This window comes from Variovorax sp. FG153, assembly GCF_057809595.1.
In genome coordinates, this window is record NZ_JBMDKG010000034.1 from 1 (window position 1) to 18,001 (window position 18,001).

Annotated in this window: 16 protein-coding genes; 14 read left to right on the plus strand and 2 right to left on the minus strand. The window is 70.7% G+C overall.

Annotated features, from left to right (window positions below; all coding sequences use genetic code 11):
- From ACODT0_RS28970 to ACODT0_RS29010, 9 genes are all read left to right on the plus strand, one after another.
- Nucleotides 1-700: SDR family NAD(P)-dependent oxidoreductase (locus tag ACODT0_RS28970; protein WP_489042893.1), on the plus strand; the 700-nt coding region annotated here is incomplete at its 5' end.
- Between the two features lie 52 nt (nt 701-752).
- Nucleotides 753-2,048, plus strand: a complete 1,296-nt coding sequence (locus ACODT0_RS28975; RefSeq protein WP_489042932.1) for an LLM class flavin-dependent oxidoreductase — start codon at nt 753-755, stop codon at nt 2,046-2,048.
- 71 nt (nt 2,049-2,119) lie between these two features.
- Nucleotides 2,120-3,337 (plus strand): multidrug effflux MFS transporter, encoded by a 1,218-nt coding sequence (locus ACODT0_RS28980; RefSeq protein ID WP_489042894.1) that lies wholly within the window; start codon nt 2,120-2,122, stop codon nt 3,335-3,337.
- The gene (locus tag ACODT0_RS28985) at nt 3,337-4,776 is read left to right on the plus strand and encodes an MFS transporter (RefSeq protein WP_057597465.1); all 1,440 of its coding nucleotides are present in this window, start codon (nt 3,337-3,339) and stop codon (nt 4,774-4,776) included. The genes ACODT0_RS28980 and ACODT0_RS28985 overlap by 1 nt, the downstream gene beginning before the upstream one ends.
- 20 nt (nt 4,777-4,796) lie before the next feature.
- Nucleotides 4,797-5,435 carry a paraquat-inducible protein A gene (locus ACODT0_RS28990; RefSeq protein ID WP_057597466.1) on the plus strand — a complete coding sequence of 213 codons (639 nt, stop codon included), beginning with the start codon at nt 4,797-4,799 and terminating at the stop codon, nt 5,433-5,435.
- Nucleotides 5,432-6,145 (plus strand): paraquat-inducible protein A, encoded by a 714-nt coding sequence (locus ACODT0_RS28995; protein ID WP_057597467.1) that lies wholly within the window; start codon nt 5,432-5,434, stop codon nt 6,143-6,145. Before ACODT0_RS28990 ends, ACODT0_RS28995 begins: the two co-directional genes overlap by 4 nt.
- Nucleotides 6,142-7,794 (plus strand): PqiB family protein, encoded by a 1,653-nt coding sequence (locus ACODT0_RS29000; RefSeq protein WP_057597468.1) that lies wholly within the window; start codon nt 6,142-6,144, stop codon nt 7,792-7,794. Before ACODT0_RS28995 ends, ACODT0_RS29000 begins: the two co-directional genes overlap by 4 nt.
- Complete coding sequence (locus ACODT0_RS29005) at nt 7,791-8,423, plus strand: PqiC family protein (protein WP_489042895.1); 633 nt, start codon at nt 7,791-7,793, stop codon at nt 8,421-8,423. The genes ACODT0_RS29000 and ACODT0_RS29005 overlap by 4 nt, the downstream gene beginning before the upstream one ends.
- A gap of 75 nt (nt 8,424-8,498) precedes the next feature.
- Complete coding sequence (locus ACODT0_RS29010; RefSeq protein WP_489042896.1) at nt 8,499-10,070, plus strand: MFS transporter; 1,572 nt, start codon at nt 8,499-8,501, stop codon at nt 10,068-10,070.
- Here the strand turns inward: ACODT0_RS29010 and ACODT0_RS29015 are convergent.
- Nucleotides 10,046-10,876, minus strand: coding sequence for an alpha/beta fold hydrolase (locus ACODT0_RS29015; protein WP_489042897.1), 831 nt, complete (start codon nt 10,874-10,876; stop codon nt 10,046-10,048). The genes ACODT0_RS29010 and ACODT0_RS29015 overlap by 25 nt on opposite strands.
- A gap of 125 nt (nt 10,877-11,001) precedes the next feature.
- Between ACODT0_RS29015 and ACODT0_RS29020 the strand changes: the two genes are divergently transcribed.
- On the plus strand, nt 11,002-11,910 hold the full coding sequence (locus ACODT0_RS29020; RefSeq protein WP_489042898.1) for a helix-turn-helix domain-containing protein: 909 nt from the start codon (nt 11,002-11,004) through the stop codon (nt 11,908-11,910).
- On the opposite strand, the gene ACODT0_RS29025 is transcribed toward ACODT0_RS29020, so the two are convergent.
- Nucleotides 11,870-12,415 carry an HD domain-containing protein gene (locus ACODT0_RS29025; protein WP_489042899.1) on the minus strand — a complete coding sequence of 182 codons (546 nt, stop codon included), beginning with the start codon at nt 12,413-12,415 and terminating at the stop codon, nt 11,870-11,872. The two genes, ACODT0_RS29020 and ACODT0_RS29025, sit on opposite strands and share 41 nt — an antisense overlap.
- A 448-nt stretch (nt 12,416-12,863) precedes the next feature.
- Between ACODT0_RS29025 and ACODT0_RS29030 the strand changes: the two genes are divergently transcribed.
- From ACODT0_RS29030 to ACODT0_RS29045, 4 genes are read left to right on the plus strand one after another with little or no spacing between them, the layout of a single operon-like run.
- Nucleotides 12,864-13,904: a TRAP transporter substrate-binding protein gene (locus tag ACODT0_RS29030; protein ID WP_057590285.1), complete on the plus strand. Its 1,041-nt coding sequence runs from the start codon at nt 12,864-12,866 to the stop codon at nt 13,902-13,904.
- Between the two features lie 5 nt (nt 13,905-13,909).
- The gene (locus ACODT0_RS29035; protein WP_479669886.1) at nt 13,910-15,853 is read left to right on the plus strand and encodes a TRAP transporter large permease; all 1,944 of its coding nucleotides are present in this window, start codon (nt 13,910-13,912) and stop codon (nt 15,851-15,853) included.
- A 57-nt stretch (nt 15,854-15,910) separates the two neighbouring features.
- Complete coding sequence (locus ACODT0_RS29040) at nt 15,911-16,951, plus strand: LacI family DNA-binding transcriptional regulator (protein WP_489042900.1); 1,041 nt, start codon at nt 15,911-15,913, stop codon at nt 16,949-16,951.
- A gap of 32 nt (nt 16,952-16,983) precedes the next feature.
- On the plus strand, nt 16,984-17,985 hold the full coding sequence (locus tag ACODT0_RS29045; protein ID WP_296735991.1) for a hydroxyacid dehydrogenase: 1,002 nt from the start codon (nt 16,984-16,986) through the stop codon (nt 17,983-17,985).
- Nucleotides 17,986-18,001: the final 16 nt, after the last annotated feature.

Here is an 18,001-nt window from a genome sequence, read left to right on the forward strand (position 1 = left end):
CCCCCCCCCCCCGCGGCGCTTCGCGCAGAATGGCCTGGTCGTCGCGCTGACCGGCCGCACGCCGCAGCAGCTCGAGGCGGTGGCCGCCGAGATCGCGGCCGCGGGCGGCACCGCCCATGCCTTCGCGGCCGACGTGGCGAGCGAGGCCGAGGTGCACGGCGTCGGCCAGCGCGTGCGCGCGCTCGGGCCGCTGTCGGTGGCGGTGTTCAACGCCTCCAGCGCGGCGCGCGCGCCCACGCTCGAGATCTCGGTCGAGCAGTTCACCCAGGCCTGGCGCACCAGCACGCTCGGCGGCTTCGTGTTCGCGCGCGAGGCGTTGCGCGGCCTGCTGGCCAATCCCTTCGAAGGCGCCATGCCCGCGGGGCGCGGCAGCCTGCTGTTCACGGGCGCCACCGCCGCGCTGCGCGGCAAGCCGCCGTTCGCCGCCTTCGCGGCCGCCAAGGCCGGCCTGCGCTCGCTGAGCCAGAGCCTGGCGCGCGAGTTCGGCCCGCAGGGCATCCACGTCGCCCATGTCGTGATCGACGGCGGCATCGACGGCGAGCGGCTGCGCAGCGGCTCGCCGCAGCGCGCCGCGCAGGCCGGCGAGGACGGACTGCTGCAGCTCGATGCCATCGCCGAGAGCTACTGGCAGCTGCATGCCCAGCATCGCAGCGCCTGGACGCAGGAACTCGACCTGCGGCCTTTCAAGGAGCCCTTCTGATGTTCCGGGACCGGCCGTGAGCACGCGCAAGCAACTGCGCCTGGGCGCCTTCATGCGCCCGGTCAGCATCCATACCGGCGCCTGGCGCTACCCGGGCGCCTGGCCCGACGCCAACTTCAACTTCGAGCGGCTCAAGCAGCTCGCGCAGACGCTGGAGCGCGGCCGCTTCGACGCCTTCTTCATGGCCGACCACCTCGCGCTGCTCAACATGCCGATCGAGGCCTTGCAGCGCAGCCACACGGCCACCTCGTTCGAGCCCTTCACCCTGCTGTCGGCGCTGGCGCAGCACACGCGGCACCTCGGGCTGATCGCCACCGCCTCGACCACCTTCGACGAGCCCTTCCACATCGCGCGCCGCTTCGCCTCGCTCGACCACCTGAGCGGCGGCCGCGCGGGCTGGAACATCGTGACCACCTCGAATCCCGACGCGGCGCTGAACTTCGGCCGCGAGGACCACATGGAGCACGACGCGCGCTACGACCGCGCGCGCGAGTTCCACGACGTGGTGACCGGCCTGTGGGACAGCTGGGCCGACGACGCCTTCGTGCGCGACGTCGACAGCGGCCGCTTCTTCGATCCGGCCAAGCTGCATGTGCTGGCCCACAAGGGCGAGCACCTGTCGGTGCGCGGGCCGCTGCACATCGCGCGGCCGGTGCAGGGCTGGCCGGTGATCGTGCAGGCCGGCGCCTCGGAGGCCGGGCGCCAGCTCGCGGCCGAAACGGCCGAACTGATCTTCGCGGCGCCGGGCACGCTGGCGAACGCGCGCGCCTTCTATGCGGACATCAAGTCGCGCATGCGCAAGCTCGGGCGCGACCCCGAGCACCTCAAGATCCTGCCGGGTGCCTTCACCATCGTGGCCGACACGGTCGACGAGGCGAAGGCGATCCGCGCCAAGCTCGACAGCCTGGTGCACTACGACAGCGCGATCGCCTCGCTGTCGATCGCGCTGGGCCACGATGCCTCCAGCTTCGACCCCGACGGCCCGCTGCCCGAGGTGCCGCCCACCAACGCGAGCCAGAGCGGGCGCGAGCGCGTGATCGAGCTGGCCCGGCACGAGAACCTCACGGTGCGCCAGCTCGCGCAGCGCCTGGGCGGCTATGGCGGCCTGGCCTTCGTCGGCACCGCCCGGACCATCGCCGACGAGATGCAGGAATGGCTCGAGAGCGAGGGCTCCGACGGCTTCAACGTGATGTTCCCGTGGCTGCCCGGCGGGCTCGATGCCTTCGTCGACCGCGTGGTGCCCGAACTGCAGCGCCGTGGCATCTTCAGGCAGGAATACGAAGGTCGTACCCTGCGCGAGAACCTCGGCCTGCCGCGGCCGGCCAACCGTTTCTTTCCGCAAGATTAGCGGGGGGCGAGGCGAGGGGACACTGGGCGCGCCGCCGGCGCGCGGGCGGCGCATTGGCGACAATCGCTCCAATGCGTTCCTCTCCCTTCTTCCGCATGGCCCTGCTGCTGGGCCTGCTCTCCGCCATCGGTCCCTTCGCCATCGACATGTACCTGCCGGCCCTGCCGGCGATCGGCCAGAGCCTGCGCGCCGACATCGGCGCGGTGCAGATGAGCCTCACGGCCTTCTTCATCTCGCTGGGCGCGGGCCAGCTGCTGTACGGGCCGGTCTCCGACATGGTGGGCCGCAAGCCGCCGCTGTACGCGGGCCTCGCGGTGTTCGCGATCGCCAGCGTGGGCTGCGCGCTGGCGACCGACATCCAGACCCTGATCGCGCTGCGCTTCATCCAGGGCCTGGGCGCCGCGGCCGGCATGGCGATCCCGCGCGCGGTGGTGCGCGACCTGCACACCGGCACCGATGCCGCGCGGCTGATGTCGCTCTTGATGCTGGTGTTCAGCATCTCGCCGATCCTCGCGCCGCTGGTGGGCAGCGGCGTGATCGCGATCACGGGCTGGCGCGGCGTGTTCTGGGCCGTGACCGTCGCGGCCGTCGCCGGCCTCGCGATGATGGCCACCTTGCTGGCCGAGACCCGGCCGGCCTCGGAGCGCGTCGAGAGCAGCATCGGCAGCGCGCTTTCGGCCTACTGGCTGCTGCTGCGCGACCGCCACTACCTGGGCCTGGTGTTCATCGGCAGCTTCGCGATGGCGGGCTTCTTCACCTACCTCGCGAACTCCTCGTTCGTGATGATCGACCACTACGGCCTGTCGCCCGCGCTCTACAGCGTGGCCTTCGGCGTGAACGCGGCCGCCTTCTTCGGCGCCTCGCAGTTCAACGGCGCGCTCGGCGAGCGCTTCGGCCTGGCGCGGCTGGTGAAGCTCGGCGTGGCCGGCTGCGGCGTGGCGATGGTCGCCATGTTCGCCTACTACGCCATGGGCGGCGACAGCCTGTGGGTGATGATCGTGCTGTACTTCATCGCCTCGGGCTTCATGGGCTTCGTGATCCCGACCACCGGCGTGCTGGCGCTCGAGATGCACGGCGCCATCGCCGGCACCGCCTCGGCGCTCTTGGGCACGCTGCAGATGCTGACCGGCGCGGTGGCGATGGCGGTGGTGGGCGCCTTCACCGACGGCGGCCCGCTGCCGATGGTGACCGGCATGGCCGCGGGCGCGCTGATCGCCGGCGTGCTGACCTGGCTCACGCTGGGCGGCGGGCGCGGCACGCAACCGGCGCGCCGGGTGCAGGAGGCCTGATGAGCAGCGTGGCGGCCAGCCTGGGCACCGAGGGCGGTGCGCGCGTCAGCGATGGCCTCGACCAGCCCGCGCGGCGCTGGTCGATGCTGGTGATCATCCTCGGGCTGATCGTTTCGGTGCTCGACGGCACCATCGTCAACCTCGCGCTGCCGGGCATCGCGCGCGAGCTCAACGCCAGCGCCTCGCAGTCGATCTGGGTGGTGAACGCCTACCAGATCGCCATCCTCGTGATGCTGCTGCCGCTGGCCTCGCTGGGCGACCTGGTCGGCTACCGGCGCGTCTACCTGGTGGGCATGGCGGTGTTCACGCTGTCCTCGGCGGCCGCCACCTTCGCCAACTCGCTGACCACGCTGATCGCCGCGCGCGCCTTCCAGGGCCTGGGCGCGGCCGGCATCATGAGCGTGAACGCGGCGCTGGTGCGGCTGACCTATCCGTCCTCGCAGCTCGGCAAGGGCATGGCGATCAACTCGCTGGTGGTCGCCACCTCGTCGGTGGCCGGGCCCTCGGTGGCGGCGGCCATCTTGTCGGTGGCCTCGTGGCCGTGGCTGTTCGCCATCAACGTGCCGCTGGGCATCGTCACCTTCGCGCTCGGCATGAAGGCGCTGCCGTTCAACCGCGTGGCGCCGGCCGCGGGCCTGCGCTTCTCGCCGGTCGACGTGACGCTCAACGTGCTGATGTTCTCGCTGGTGTTCCTCGGCGTCGACCGCCTGGGCGTGCGCGAGGGCGGGGTGGCGGCGGGCGGCCCGCCGCTGAGCGCCTGGCTCACGCTGCTGGCCGGCGTGGCAGTGGGCTTCGTCTACCTGCGCCGGCAGCGCAAGCTCGCGGTGCCGCTGTTCCCGATCGACCTGCTGCGCATCCCGGTGTTCGCGCTCTCCATGGGCACCTCGGTGGCGGCCTTCTGCGCCCAGATGCTGGCCTACATCGCGCTGCCGTTCCTGCTGCTCGAGGTCTACGGCCGCAGCCATTTCGAGGCCGGCCTGCTGATCACGGCCTGGCCGCTGGCGATCGTGGCGATGGCGCCGCTGGCCGGCCGGCTGATCGGCCGCTATCCCGACGGGCTGCTCGGCGGCATCGGCCTGGGGCTGATGGCCGCCGGCCTGTTCTCGCTGGCGCTGCTGCCGGCGCACCCGGTCAATGCCGACATCGCCTGGCGCATGGCGCTGTGCGGCCTGGGCTTCGGGCTGTTCCAGTCGCCGAACAACCACACCATCGTGACCTCGCCGCCCGCGCACCGAAGCGGTGCGGCCAGCGGCATGCTCGGCACCGCGCGGCTCACGGGCCAGACCCTGGGCGCGGTGGTGCTGGCCGGCGTCTTCAGCCTCTGGAGCCCGCACGGCGGCCACGGGCCGGTGGTGGCGCTGGTGCTGGCCGGCTGTTGTGCCGGTGTCGCCGCAATCTTCAGCAGCTTGCGGCTCAGGACGACGGGACACGCGGGCTGAATAGGTTAGGGTACGGCCCCATGAAGGAAGTACCTGACACGGTGGTATGCCCGGGCTGCGACGCTGTCTATGCCCGCGCCGAACTGCAGCCGCGCGAGGTGGCCCATTGCGCGCGCTGCGGCACCGAGATCGGCCGCCACCCGGGCGCGCAGGAAAGCCGCATCCTGCCGCTGACCGTGACCAGCCTCATCATGTTCGCGATCGCCAACCTGTTCCCGATCGTCGAGATCGAGCTGCAGGGCCTGCGCAGCCAGACCACGCTGGCCGGCGCGGTGGTGGTGCTCGGGGCCGAGGGCATGTCGGTGGTGGCGCTGCTGGTGCTGGCCACCACCATCCTGTTCCCGCTGCTGCAGCTGTGCATCCTGGTCTACCTGCTGATCCCGCTGCGGCGCGAGCACCGGCCGCTGGGCTTCGCGATCCTGGTGCGGCTGATGCAGTCGCTGCGGCCCTGGGGAATGATCGAGGTCTTCCTGCTCGGCGTGCTGGTGGCGGTGGTCAAGCTCTCGAGCATGGCGACGGTGGTCGCGGGGCCGGCGCTGTGGGCCTTCATGGCGCTCACGGTCACGCTGACGGCGGTGCTGTCGTTCAACCCCGGCGCGTTCTGGGAGATGACCTTCCGCGCCGCCGGCGACGAGGACGAGCAGGGGGCTTCCGCATGAAGTTCCCCGCCTTGCGCAGGCCGCCCGCGCCCGAACCGGAACCCGCCGCCGACCCGCCGGTCGTCACCGCCGCCTCGCTGGGCCTGCTGGCCTGCCCGCACTGCGCGGCCGTCTGGCAGGACGCGCAGGAGGGCGACGCCTGCGGGCGCTGCGGCACGCACCTGCACACGCGCAAGCCGCAGAGCCTCACGCGCACCTGGGCCTTCCTGATCGCGGCCTGCATCATGTACATCCCGGCCAACCTGCTGCCGGTGATGATCACGCGCACGCTGTTCGGGGCGCAGTACGACACCATCCTCAGCGGCGTGATCTATTTCTGGGTCTCGGGCGCCTACGGGCTCGCGGCCATCGTCTTCATCGCGAGCTTCCTGGTGCCGCTGTTCAAGCTGGCGGTGCTGTTCCTGCTCGTGGTGATGGCCCAGCGCGGCAGCAGCTGGCGGCAGCACGAGCGGGCCAAGCTCTATCACATCATCGAGATCATCGGCCGCTGGTCGATGCTCGACGTGTTCGTGGTGTCGCTCCTGACCGGCCTGGTGCAGATCCAGGGCTTCGCGGTGATCACCGCGGGCGTGGGCATCGCGGCCTTCGGCTCGGTGGTGGTGCTGACCATGCTGGCCTCGCTGAGCTTCGATCCGAAGCTCACCTGGGACAGCCGGCAGGCACAGGCCGTGCAAGAGAATTTCGAGAACAGGGAAGAACAAGCAGCATGAGTGAAGAAGAACGACCGCAAGACCGACCGGCGCCGTCCGCGCCGCCATTGCCGAGGCCGCAGGTCAAGCGCCGCCGCGAGTGGCTGCCCTCGCTGATCTGGCTGATCCCGATCGTGGCCGCGCTGGTCGGCGTGATGCTGGTGGCGCGCATCCTGATGGAGCGCGGCCCCGAGATCGTGCTGACCTTCAAGACCGCCGAGGGCCTGGAGGCCGGCAAGACCGCCGTCAAGTACAAGGACGTGCAGATCGGCCTGGTGCAGAGCTTGCGCCTGGCGCGCGACCGCTCGCACGTGCGCGTGCTGGTGCAGCTCAACAAGGAGGCCGAGGGCTTCACCTCCGAGGACTCGCGCTTCTGGGTGGTGCGGCCGCGGCTCGACACCTCGGGCATCTCGGGCCTGAACACGCTGCTGTCGGGCGCCTACATCGGCGCCGACGCCGGCGTGTCGAAGGAGACCTCGGGCGAGTTCAAGGGCCTGGAGGCGCCGCCCATCGTCACGCGCGACGACTCGGGCCAGCAGTTCCTGCTGCGCGCGGCCGACATCGGCTCGCTCGACGTCGGCTCGCCCGTCTACTTCCGCCGCATCAAGGTGGGACAGGTCGCGGCCTACGAGCTCGACGGCGACGGCCGCGGCGTGACGCTGCGCGTGTTCGTCAACGCGCCCTACGACAAGTTCGTGGGCGTCAACACGCGCTTCTGGCAGGCCAGCGGCATCGATGCGCAGCTCAGCGCCAGCGGCTTCACGCTGCGCACCCAGTCGCTCGCGACCATCCTGCTCGGCGGCATCGCGTTCCAGGCGCCCGACGACGCCATGGGCCCGCTCGCGAAGGAGAACACGGCCTTCATGCTGGCGGCCGACGAGACCACGGCGATGAAGGAGCCCGACGGTCCCTCGCAGACGCTGCTGATGTATTTCAACCAGTCGCTGCGCGGCCTGGTGCCGGGCGCGCCGGTCGACTTCCGCGGCGTGGTGATCGGCGAGGTCAAGTCGATCGGCGTGGAGTTCGACCGCGCCGAGCGCGAGTTCCGCATGCCGGTGCTGGTGCAGATCTACCCCGACCGGTTGCGCCGCCGCAGCACCGATCGCGCGAGCGAGAACGAGCCGCGCTTCTCGCAGCAGGAGCGGCTGCGCTTCCTCACCGAGAAGGGCCTGCGCGCGCAGCTGCGCAACGGCAACCTGATCACGGGCTCGGTCTACGTCGCGCTCGACTTCTTCCCGAAGGCGCCGCCCGCCAAGATCGACCTGAGCAAGAGCCCGATCGAGCTGCCGACCATGGCCAACAGCCTCGACGAGATCCAGTCGCAGGTGCAGGAGATCGCGAGCAAGCTCAACAAGGTGCCCTACGAGCAGATCGCGCAGGACCTGCGCACCACGCTGGCCACGCTCAACAAGACGCTGACCGCCACCGAGCAGACCGTGAGCCGCATCAACAACGACGTGACGCCCGAACTGGCCGCGGCCATGAAGGATGTGCGCAAGACCGTGAACTCGGCCGAGCGCACGCTGGCCGACGACTCGCCGCTGCAGCAGGACACGCGCCAGATGCTGCAGGAACTCACGCGCGCCGCCGGCTCGGTGCGCGTGCTGACCGACTACCTCGAGCGCCATCCCGAATCGCTGCTGCGCGGCAAACCGGACGACAAGAAATGACGAAGACGCACAGCCGAACCCTTCTCGCCGGCATCGCCGTGCTGGCCGCGCTCGCGGGCTGCGCAAGCAAGCCCGACAGCTACTACACCCTTGCCAGCAGCGTGCCCGCGGACCAGATCGCCGCGCCCGCCGCCAGCGGCAGCGTGCCGCTGGCCATCGAGCTCGCGCCCGTGGCCGTGCCCGAGAGGCTGGCCCGGCCGCAGATGGTGGTGCGCAAGCCCGGCGGCAGCGTTCAGGTCGAGGTGCTCGAGCAGCACCGCTGGGCTTCGTCGTTCGAGAACGAGCTGCGCGACGCGCTGGCCAGCGGCATCGCCACGCGCCTGGGCGCGCTCGACGTCAGCAAGGGCGGCCGCCCCAATGTGCAGCCGGTGTGGCGCATCGCGGCCCAGCTCAAGCAGTTCGACGCGGTCGACGGCGGGCGCGTGGAAGCGGCCTTCAGCTGGACCCTGCGGCGCGCCGACGAGCCGCGCACCCTGGTGTGCAGCTTCGAGGCCGGCGAACCCGTGGGCACCGGCATGGACGCGGTGGCGCAGGGCGCCCAGCGCGTGACCGCGGCCGCGGCCGCGGCGATGGCGCGCAGCGTGGCTGCCGCGCGCGCGAATCCGTCGGCGACCGCCTGCGCGCCTTGATGGCGGCCGTCCCGCGCCAGCAGCGGGGCGGGGCAGGGCGGGTGGCGAATCGATGCTCTGGAGCGGAGACCAGCGATGGCACAGATCGGCAAGACGCCCGGCGACGACACCGGTTGCCCCGAGGCCTCCAGGCCCTGGGTGCTGGCCGCGGCCATCGTCGGCTCGAGCATGGCCTTCATCGACGGCACGGTCGTCAACGTCGCGCTGCCCGCGATCCAGGCCGACCTGCGCGCCACCGCCTTCCAGGCGCAGTGGGTGGTCGAGTCCTATGCCTTGCTGCTGGCCGCGCTGCTGCTGGTGGGCGGCGCGCTCGGCGACCATTTCGGGCGCCGCCGCGTGTTCGCGATCGGCGTCGCGATCTTCGCGTTCTCGTCGGTGGCCTGCGCGCTCGCGGCCAGCGTGCAGCAGCTGATCGCCGCGCGCGCGGTGCAGGGCCTCGGCGGCGCGATGCTGGTGCCGGGCAGCCTGGCGCTGATCAGCGCGGCCTTTCCCGAGAAGGCGCGCGGCAAGGCCATCGGCACCTGGTCGGGCTTCAGCGGCATCACGGGGGCCGTGGGGCCGGTGCTCGGCGGCTTCCTGGTCGATCATTTCTCGTGGACCTGGGCCTTCCTGATCAACGTGCCGATGGCGCTGCTGGTGCTGTGGATCTGCTGGCGCCACGTGCCCGAGAGCCGCGGCGCCTCGGCCCGCGGCGGCCTCGACCCCTGGGGCGCGCTGCTGGCCACGGCCGGGCTCGGCGGCATCGTCTATGCGTTCATCGAGGCGCCCACGCAGGGCTGGGCCTCGGCGGCCGTGCGCGCGGCGCTGGCGATCGGCATCGCGGGCAGCGTCGGCTTCGTCGCCATCGAGCGCCGCGTGCGCGCACCGATGCTGCCGCTCTCGCTGTTTCGCAGCGGCAATTTCAGCGGCGCCAACCTGCTCACCCTGCTGCTCTACGCGGCGCTCGGCGGCGGCCTCTATTTCTTCCCGCTCAACCTGATCCAGGTGCAGGGCTGGTCGGCCACGGCGGCCGGCGCGGCGCTGCTGCCCTTCATCCTCGTCATGTTCGCGCTCTCGGCCTGGGCCGGCCAGCTGGTCGACCGTTTCGGACCGCGGCTGCCGCTGGTGATCGGGCCCGCGATCGCGGCCGTGGGCTTCGGGCTGTTCGCGCTGCCCGGCGTCGGCGCGAGCTACTGGAGCGGCTTCCTGCCGGCCGTGGTGGTGCTGAGCCTGGGCATGGCGGTGACCGTGGCGCCGCTCACCACCACGGTGATGAATGCCGTCGGCCCCGACCTCGCGGGTGTGGCCTCGGGCGTGAACAACGCGGTCTCGCGCGCGGCCGCGGTGCTGGCCATCGCGGTGTTCGGCGCGGTCATGGCCTGGGCCTTCGATGCCGCGCTGGCCGAGCGGCTGCAGGCCGCGGGCGCCTCGGCGCAGGTGACGGCCTTCTTCGAAGGCGAGCGCGCCAGCCTCGCCGGGGCCGCCATGCCGCCGGGCGTGGACGCCGCCACGGCCGAGACCCTGCGGCGCGCGGTGGCCGAAGCCTTCGTGGCGGGATTCCGCTGGGTGATGCTGCTGAGCGCCGGGCTGGCGCTGCTCAGCGCCGTCAGTGCGTGGCGCATGATCGGCGGCAAGGGCGCCGCTCAGGCCGACGTTGAGGCCGGCTGAAGCCGCTCGGGCGCGCGCTGCGCATGCTCGGCCAGGAAGGCGGCCAGCGTGCGGTTCACCACGTCGGGATCGGTGATGCTCAGGAAGTGCTGCCCGCCCTCGACCTCGACGCAGCGCGCCTGCGCGATGGCCGCGGCGATGCGGCGGCCGACCTCGATCGGATAGGCGTTGTCGCGCGTGCCGTGCATCACCAGCACCGGCATGTGCAGCGCGCCCACCAGCGGCGCGATGGCATCGCGGCCCGCCAGCGCGTCGAAGGCCAGTTGCCATTGCACCGGGTTCCACGACTGCCATGAGCGCTTCCAGGCGCCAGCGTCGAAGTCCGGCCCGAAGCAGACATGGGCCATGGCCTCGATCGCCTGCAGCGGCGGCGCCTCGAAGGACGAGGCCTGCACCTCGGCGACCAGGGCGCGGTAGGCCTCGCGCGTGACCTCGGATTCGGCATCGATCGAGGAGCCGAACACCGCCACGCTGGCGATGCGCGAAGGCGCGAGCAGCGCGGCGCGCAGCGCGACGAAGCCGCCCTGGCTGGTGCCGGCCACCGCGGCGCGGTCGATGCCCAGGTGGTCGAGCAGCGCTATCAGGTCGCGCGCCGAGTCCCAGAAGCCGAAGGGATGCTCGGCCGCGCTCTCGCCATGGGCACGCTGGTCCCAGACGATGCAGCGGTGGGTGGCGGCGAAGTGGCGCAGCTGCGGCGCGAACATCTCGGCGCGCATGCCGAAGCTGTGGCAGAACACCAGCGCGGGCTTGTGGCCGCCGGTGTCTTCGTAGCGCAGGCGGTGGAAGGGCAGGGACAGGAAGGGCATGGGGATGTCTCCGAGGTGATCGATGGGGTGGGGCCGGGACGCCGCGTCGGGGTCTGCGAGGTTGTACCGGCGGCCCGCCGTTCGTAGGATTCCGCGCTTGCTCTGTTCTTGTCCGGGATTGCTCAGTGAACCACGCGACCGCTCTTCCTGCCGCATCGTCCAGCTACGGCGCCAAGTACGCGGCGGCCGGCAGCCTCGCGCTCGCCGACTCGTTCGCGCGGCCCTGGCGCGGCTTCGGCGCCGAGATCCGCCGGCACGCGGCGGTCGACGCGCCCGGCTTCGTGCAGCCGGTGACCGAGGTGGCGATCGGCATCGCGGGCCATGGCCGGGTGTCGCGGCGCGCGGACGGCGAGGCCGAGCAGCACTTCGAGGCGCAGCCGGGCCGCTTCTGCATCTGCCCGGGCGGGGTGCCGGTCGACCATCTGCGGCTGCAGGGCGAGGGCGTGGAGCTGCTGCACTTCTACGTCGACGACAGGCTCGACCCTGACTTCGCGGCGCGCACGGCGCTGGCCGACTGGCCCTACGCGGGCGGGCTGGCCGATCCGCTGGTGGCGCAGATCGGGCTGGCGATGGCGCAGGAGCTGAGGCAGGAGAGCAGCGGCGGCGAACTGCTGCTCGACACGCTGGGCCATGCGCTGCTGGCGCGCATCGGGCACCGGCACACGGGCGCGCCGGCGGCCAGTCCCGCCACGGCGGGCCGAGGGCTGTCGCCCGCGCGGCTGGCGCGCGTGCAGGCCTATCTGCAGGCCCATGTGGAACGCGCGCTGTCTCTCGAGGACATGGCGCGCGAAGCCTGCCTGAGCCGTTTCCATTTCGTGCGCGCGTTCAAGGCCTCGACGGGCCGCACGCCGCATCAGTACCTGGGCAGCCTGCGGCTCGAGCTCGCGAAGTCGTTGCTGGCGGCGGGCCAGGAGAGCATCGAGGCGATCGCATGGCGCCTGCAGTTCGCGAGCGCCTCCGGTTTCTCGCGCGCGTTCCGGCGCGAGCTGGGCCTCACGCCGTCGGCCTACGCGCAGGCGCTGCGGCGTCGCTGAGCAGGGTGTCGAGCTCGGCCCAGAGCGGATCGCACTGGCCGGCCCGGTAGGCGGCGGCCTTGAAGGTGGCGTGCTCGCCGCGGTAGGTCTCCCACAGGTCGCGATGGCCATCGGCCACGCAGGCGCGCACGTTGGCCAGGCGGTCGGCGGCCTTCACGGTCAGCGCGAGTTCCTGCTCTCCCTTCACATGCGACATGGCGGCATAGGTACGGGCCTTGCGCTCCTTGCGGTTGGCACCGGGCGCGTCGCTCAGCAGCGCCACGCAACCCGCCACCAGGGTGCCGAAGCGTTCTGCGATGTCGGCCACGGTGGCGTCGGTGTCTTCCACCACGTCGTGCAGGAAGCCCACGACCTGCGCCTGTTCCCCATAGGGCCGCAGCAGCGCGACCACTGCATCGAGGTGATGGACGTAGGGGTGCACGCCGTACTTCTGGTCGCCGTGCATCTGGATGGCGTAGCTTCGTGCGGCGTCTGGGGAGGTCTCTGGGGAGGTCTCTGGGGTCATATGGACAACCCTAGCGGGTCGTGTGTTCTGTGGCAATGGCGTGGGGGCCGTGTTGCCGTAGGTCGGGGGCGGGCTCACGCCGACGGGGTACTCCCCTCCGCGAATGTCCCCCGCCTTCGGCTCCTCCTTGATTTCGCTGCGGGGAGTACCCCGTCGACGTGAGCCTGGGGCAGGGCGGGTGAACCGGCCCGCACAACTGCTGCGCCTCCGTGCACAGGGCAGTGGGTGCTTCCCGCAGCGAAATCAAGGAGGAGGCCGAAGGCCGGGGGACATTCGCGGAGGGAAGTACCCGCTGTCCTGTGCACGCGTCCACAGCGCCGCAAAAAACCGCCGTTTACGAAGGAAAACACCTACCGAAACCACATTGCCGCCCGTCTTGTGTATCGATACAGTAAATCGTTCCACCAAACGGCACCAAACGGGCGTTCCGACCCACAGGAGACAAGCCATGACCTCGATTTCACGCCGCCGCTTCGTCCAGTCATCGTCGGCCCTGCCGCTCGCGATGGCGGCCGCCGGCACGGGATTCACGCCCTTCGTCGCCGCGCAGGACAAGACCGTCGCGCTGCGCCTGTCGTCCTCGCACGTCGCCGACCTCAACTCCTCGCACTTCGCGTGGAACCAGCTCATGCAGGTCAACCTCAAGAAGGCCGTCGGCGAGCGCATCCGCATCGACTACTTTCCCAACAACCAGCTCGGCAAGGAAAGCGACGTCGTGCAGCAGGTCAAGGTCGGCTCCATCGACATGATGCTCACCGGCTCCTCGATCTGGGCCACCGTCACGCCGCAGTTCGGCATGCTCGACCTCGGCTACCTGTTCGACAGCTACGAGCATGTCGCCAAGGCCCTCGACGGAGGCGTCGGCGCCAAGCTCAACGACATGCTCGTCAAGAGCACCGGCTGCCAGGTCATCACCTGGGGCCAGCACTACGGCGCGCGCAACGTCTACACCAAGCAGCCCGTGAAGTCGCTGGCCGAGGTGAAGAACGTCAAGCTGCGCGTGCTGCCCACGCCCGCCTTCATCGAGACCTTCAAGATCATGGGCGCCATCCCCACGCCCATCTCCTTCGGCGAGCTCTACATGGCCGCGCAGACCGGCGTCGTCGACGGCTTCGAGCACGATGCCGCCACCGTGCTCGCGAGCAAGCTCAACGAGGTCGTCAAGCACTGCTGGATGACCGAGCACCTGTTCAGCCCCATGGTCTGCATCGCCGGGCGCCGCGCCATGGACCGCATTCCGGCCGACCTGCGCCCGGCCTTCCTCAAGGCCGCGGCCGAATCGACCGCGCAGCAGCGCCAGATCGGCGCCGAGAAAGGGCAGGGCGCCATCGAGGAACTGAAGAAGCTGGGCCTGAGCTTCACGCCGATGGCGAAGAACGAGCGCGACCAGGTGCGCAAGGAGATGGAGGCCAGGCTCTGGTCGGCCTTCGCCAAGCAGTATCCTGAGACCGGGCCGCTGTTCGCCGCCATCAACGCCGCCCGCGCCTGACCGGCATGTCCAGCGTCCTGCCTCCGATGGCTCCGGTCACGCCCGTTTTGCCGCCCGTGTCGCCGCTGCCGGCCGCGGGCCATGGCCACGATCCGCGCGCCCTGGGCTTCAGCACCGCCCACCCCGCGGGCCGCGGCCTCGCCTGGCTCACGCGCGCCATGGAGAACGTGGCCGGCGTCGTGCTCGCGATCGATGTTCTCATCGTCTTCGTCTCGGTCGTGTTCCGCTACTTCCTGCACGATCCCTTCGACTGGGCCGAGGAGGTCGCGCGCGCGCTGATGGTGATCCAGGTCTTCTTCGGTGCCGCCACCGTGCTCGCGCGCAGCCAGCACGTGGGCGTCGACCTGTTTCGCGGCCTGCTGCCCGCGCGCTGGCAGCCCGCGCTGATCCAGTTCGGCAACTGGATCGTGGTCGGCGTCTCGGCCAGCCTGCTCGTCTCCTCGTGGGAGCTGCTGCTCGACGCCTACAACATGACCACCCCGATCGGCCTGCCGCAGTGGATCTACGTCTACCCGGTGGTCATCGGCAGCCTGTTCATGACGCTCTTCGGCCTCGCCAATGCCGTCAACGGACCGGCACGGCGCGTGTGGAGCACCCTGGCCGTCGGCATCGCGCTCACCGCCGCCGTCGTGGGCTGGAACGCCTTCGTGCCCGGCCACGCCATCGCGCCCTGGATGCTGCTGACCGCCGGCTTCCTCGGCGGCCTGATGCTCGGCGTGCCGATCGCCTTCGTGCTCGCGCTCTCGTCGCTGGTGTTCTTCATGGCCGATCCCTCGCTGCCGATGCTGGTCTATTCGCAGCAGGTGATGGCCGGCACCGACCACTACGTGCTGCTCGCCATTCCCTTCTTCGTGCTGGCCGGCCTGCTGATGGAATCCAACGGCATGTCCTCGCGGCTGATCGAGCTGCTGCTGCGCATGTTCGGCCGCCTGCGCGGCGGCCTGGGCCTGATCACCATCACGGCCACCGCCTTCTTCTCGGGCGTTTCGGGCTCCAAGCTGGCCGACATCGCCGCGGTCGGCGGCATCATCATGCCGGCCGTGCGCAAGACGAAGCAGGACCCGAACGAGACCGCCGGCCTGCTGGCCTGCACCGCGGTGATGGCCGAGACCATCCCGCCGTGCATCAACATGATCATCATGGGCTTCGTCGCCAACATCTCGATCGCCGGGCTGTTCATGGCCGGCCTCGTGCCCGCCGTGGTGCTCGCGCTCTCGCTGGCCGCGGTCACCATCTACGTCGGCGCGCGCATCGACCCCGACCAGGCCTTCGACGTGCGCACGCCCATGTTCCGACTGCTCGGCGGCGCGCTGGTCGCGCTGGTGATGGTGGCGATGATCGGCAAGGGCGTGACCTCGGGCGTCGCGACCTCGACCGAGGTCTCGTCCTTCGCCGTGGTCTACGCGCTGGTGGTGGGCTGGCTGGCCTTCCGCGAGCTCACCTGGTCGTCGGTGGCGCGCCTGTTCGTGCGCTCGGCCTCGATGGCGGGCAGCATCCTCTTCATCGTGGCGGCCGCCTCCAGCCTCTCGTTTGCGCTGACAATCCAGCAGATCCCGCAGTACCTGTCGTCGTTCATGATCGAGTTCGCGCACGCATGGGGCAGCACCATGTTCGTGATGCTCTCGGTGCTGATCATGATCGTGTTCGGCGCCATCCTCGAGGGCGCGCCCGCGCTCATCATCTTCGGGCCGTTGCTGACACCGATCGCGGCGCAGCTGGGCGTCAATCCGCTGCACTTCGGCACCGTGATGGTCATCGCCATGGGCTTCGGCCTGTTCGCGCCGCCGGTGGGGCTGGGCCTGTTCGCCACCTGCGCCATCACCGGCACCCAGGTGAAGGACGTGGCGCGGCCGATGATGAAATACCTCGCGGTGCTGTTCGTCACCCTGGTACTGCTGGTGCTGGTGCCGGCCTTCTCGGTCTGGCTGCCCACGCGCATGGGGCTGTGACGAGGCACGACCGCAGGACCGCAGGACCGCGATGAACCCGAAAGGACCCCGAAAACCGTGAGCAGAATCAGCGATGTCGCCCAGCGCGCGGGCGTTTCGACCAGCACCGTGTCGAACGTGTTGAATGGCCGCGTGGACCGCATGGCGGCCGCCACCCTCGAGCGGGTGCAGGACGCCATCCGCGAACTCAAGTACCGGCCCAACACCTCGGCGCGGCAGCTCAAGACCGGCCACACGCCGCTGCTCGGCCTGCTGGTGCCCTCGATGGCCAACCCGATGTATGGCTTCATCGCGCGCGAGGTCGAGGCGCTGGCGCAGGAGCGCTACGGCTTTCGCATCATGATCGGCAACACCTACCGCGAGAAGGAACGCGAGGCGCGCTTCTTCGAGGACCTGATGGCGCACGGCGTGCGCGGCGTGATCATCATCTCCTCGCTGATCGACGAGCAGCATGTCGAGGCCGCGGCCGAGCGCGGCCTGGTGGTGGTGAGCTACGACCGGCGCGCCACGCCCGGCGAGGCCTCGGTGATCGACCACGTCACGGTCGACAGCTTCGAGTCCTCGCGCATCGCCACCGCGCACCTGATCGAACGGGGCCACCGGCGGCTGGCCTTCGTCACGCCATCGGGGCGCACCATGAGCCGCAACGAGAAGATTCAGGGTTTTCTCGCGGCCGCGGGGGCGGCCGGCCTCGAGGGCAGCGCGCGCGTGGTCGAGGGCCTGCCGGTCGACGAGTACGGCGACTCGATGATGAGCGAGCTGGGCCGCACCCAGGCCAGCCAGCTCGCGCAATTGCCCGAGCGGCCCACCGGCGTGGTCGGCGTCAACGACCTGCTGGCCTACGGCCTGATGGCGGGCTTTCGCGATGCCGGGCTCGCGGTGCCCGACGACGTGTCGGTGGTCGGCATCGACAACGTGTTCCTCTCCACCCTGATGTACCCCGCGATGACCTCGGTGCGCGTGCCGGTGCCCGAGATGGCGCAGGTGATGGTCGAGCGCGTGATGAGCCGCCTGGCCGATGGCGCGCTGCCCGCGGGCGAGTTCCTGTTCGCGCCCACGCTGGTGGCGCGCGACTCGGTGGCGCCGCCGCGCGGCTGAGGCCGCCTTTTTCTTTTCTTCCTGCCTTGTCCATGACCACGGTTTTCGTCAGCCATCCCCAGAGCAAGCTCGCCCACTACTTCGGCGAGCGCGCCAGCAACGCGCTGCGCGCCTTCGCGCAGGTGCGCTTCAATCCCGAGGACCGCGATCTCTCGTCGCACGAGATCGCCGAGCTGGCGCGCGACTGCGACGCCATCGTCTCCTACCGCCAGACCGTGGGCGACGAGGCGCTGTTCGCCGCGCTGCCGAAGCTGCAGGCCTTCGTGCGCTGCGCCATCGACATCCGCAACATCGACCTCGCCGCCGCGAGCCGCCACGGCGTGCTGGTGACGCAGGCCAGCGCGGGCTTCATCGCCTCGGTGTCCGAATGGATCGTGGGCGCGATGATCGACCTCGCGCGCGGCATCAGCACCTCCACCGCGCTCTACCACGCGGGCCTGCCGGTGCCGCCCGCCATGGGCCGCGAGCTGCGCGGCGCCACGCTCGGCGTGATCGGCTACGGGCAAATCTCACGCTACCTCTGCACCGTCGCGCAGGCGCTCGGCATGCGCGTGGTGGTGCACGATCCCTTCGCGGTGGTGGCGCAGCCCGGCATCGCGCAGGCCGGCTTCGGCGAGCTGCTCGCGCAGTCCGACTTCGTGGTCTGCCTCGCGGCGGCCACCGAAGACACCGAGAACCTCATGAACGCCGCGGCCTTCGCGGCGATGCAACCGGGCGCCTTCTTCATCAATGCCGCGCGCGGCAACCTGGTCGACGAGGACGCGCTGGTCGCGGCACTCGATGCCGGCACGATCGCGGGCTGCGCGCTCGACGTGGGCCGCGCGCCCGACCAGATGCCGTCGCCCGCGGTGGCGCGCCATCCGCGTGCGATCGCCACGCCGCACATCGGCGGCCTCACGCCGCCCGCGGTCGAGCACCAGGCGATGGAAACCGTGTCGCAGCTGGCCGAGATCTTCCAGGGCCGGGTGCCGAAGGGCGCGGTGAATGCCACCGAGGCCCATCGCTGGCGCCAGGCCTTCGGCGTGCCGGCCTGATCCCTTTCCCCATCCA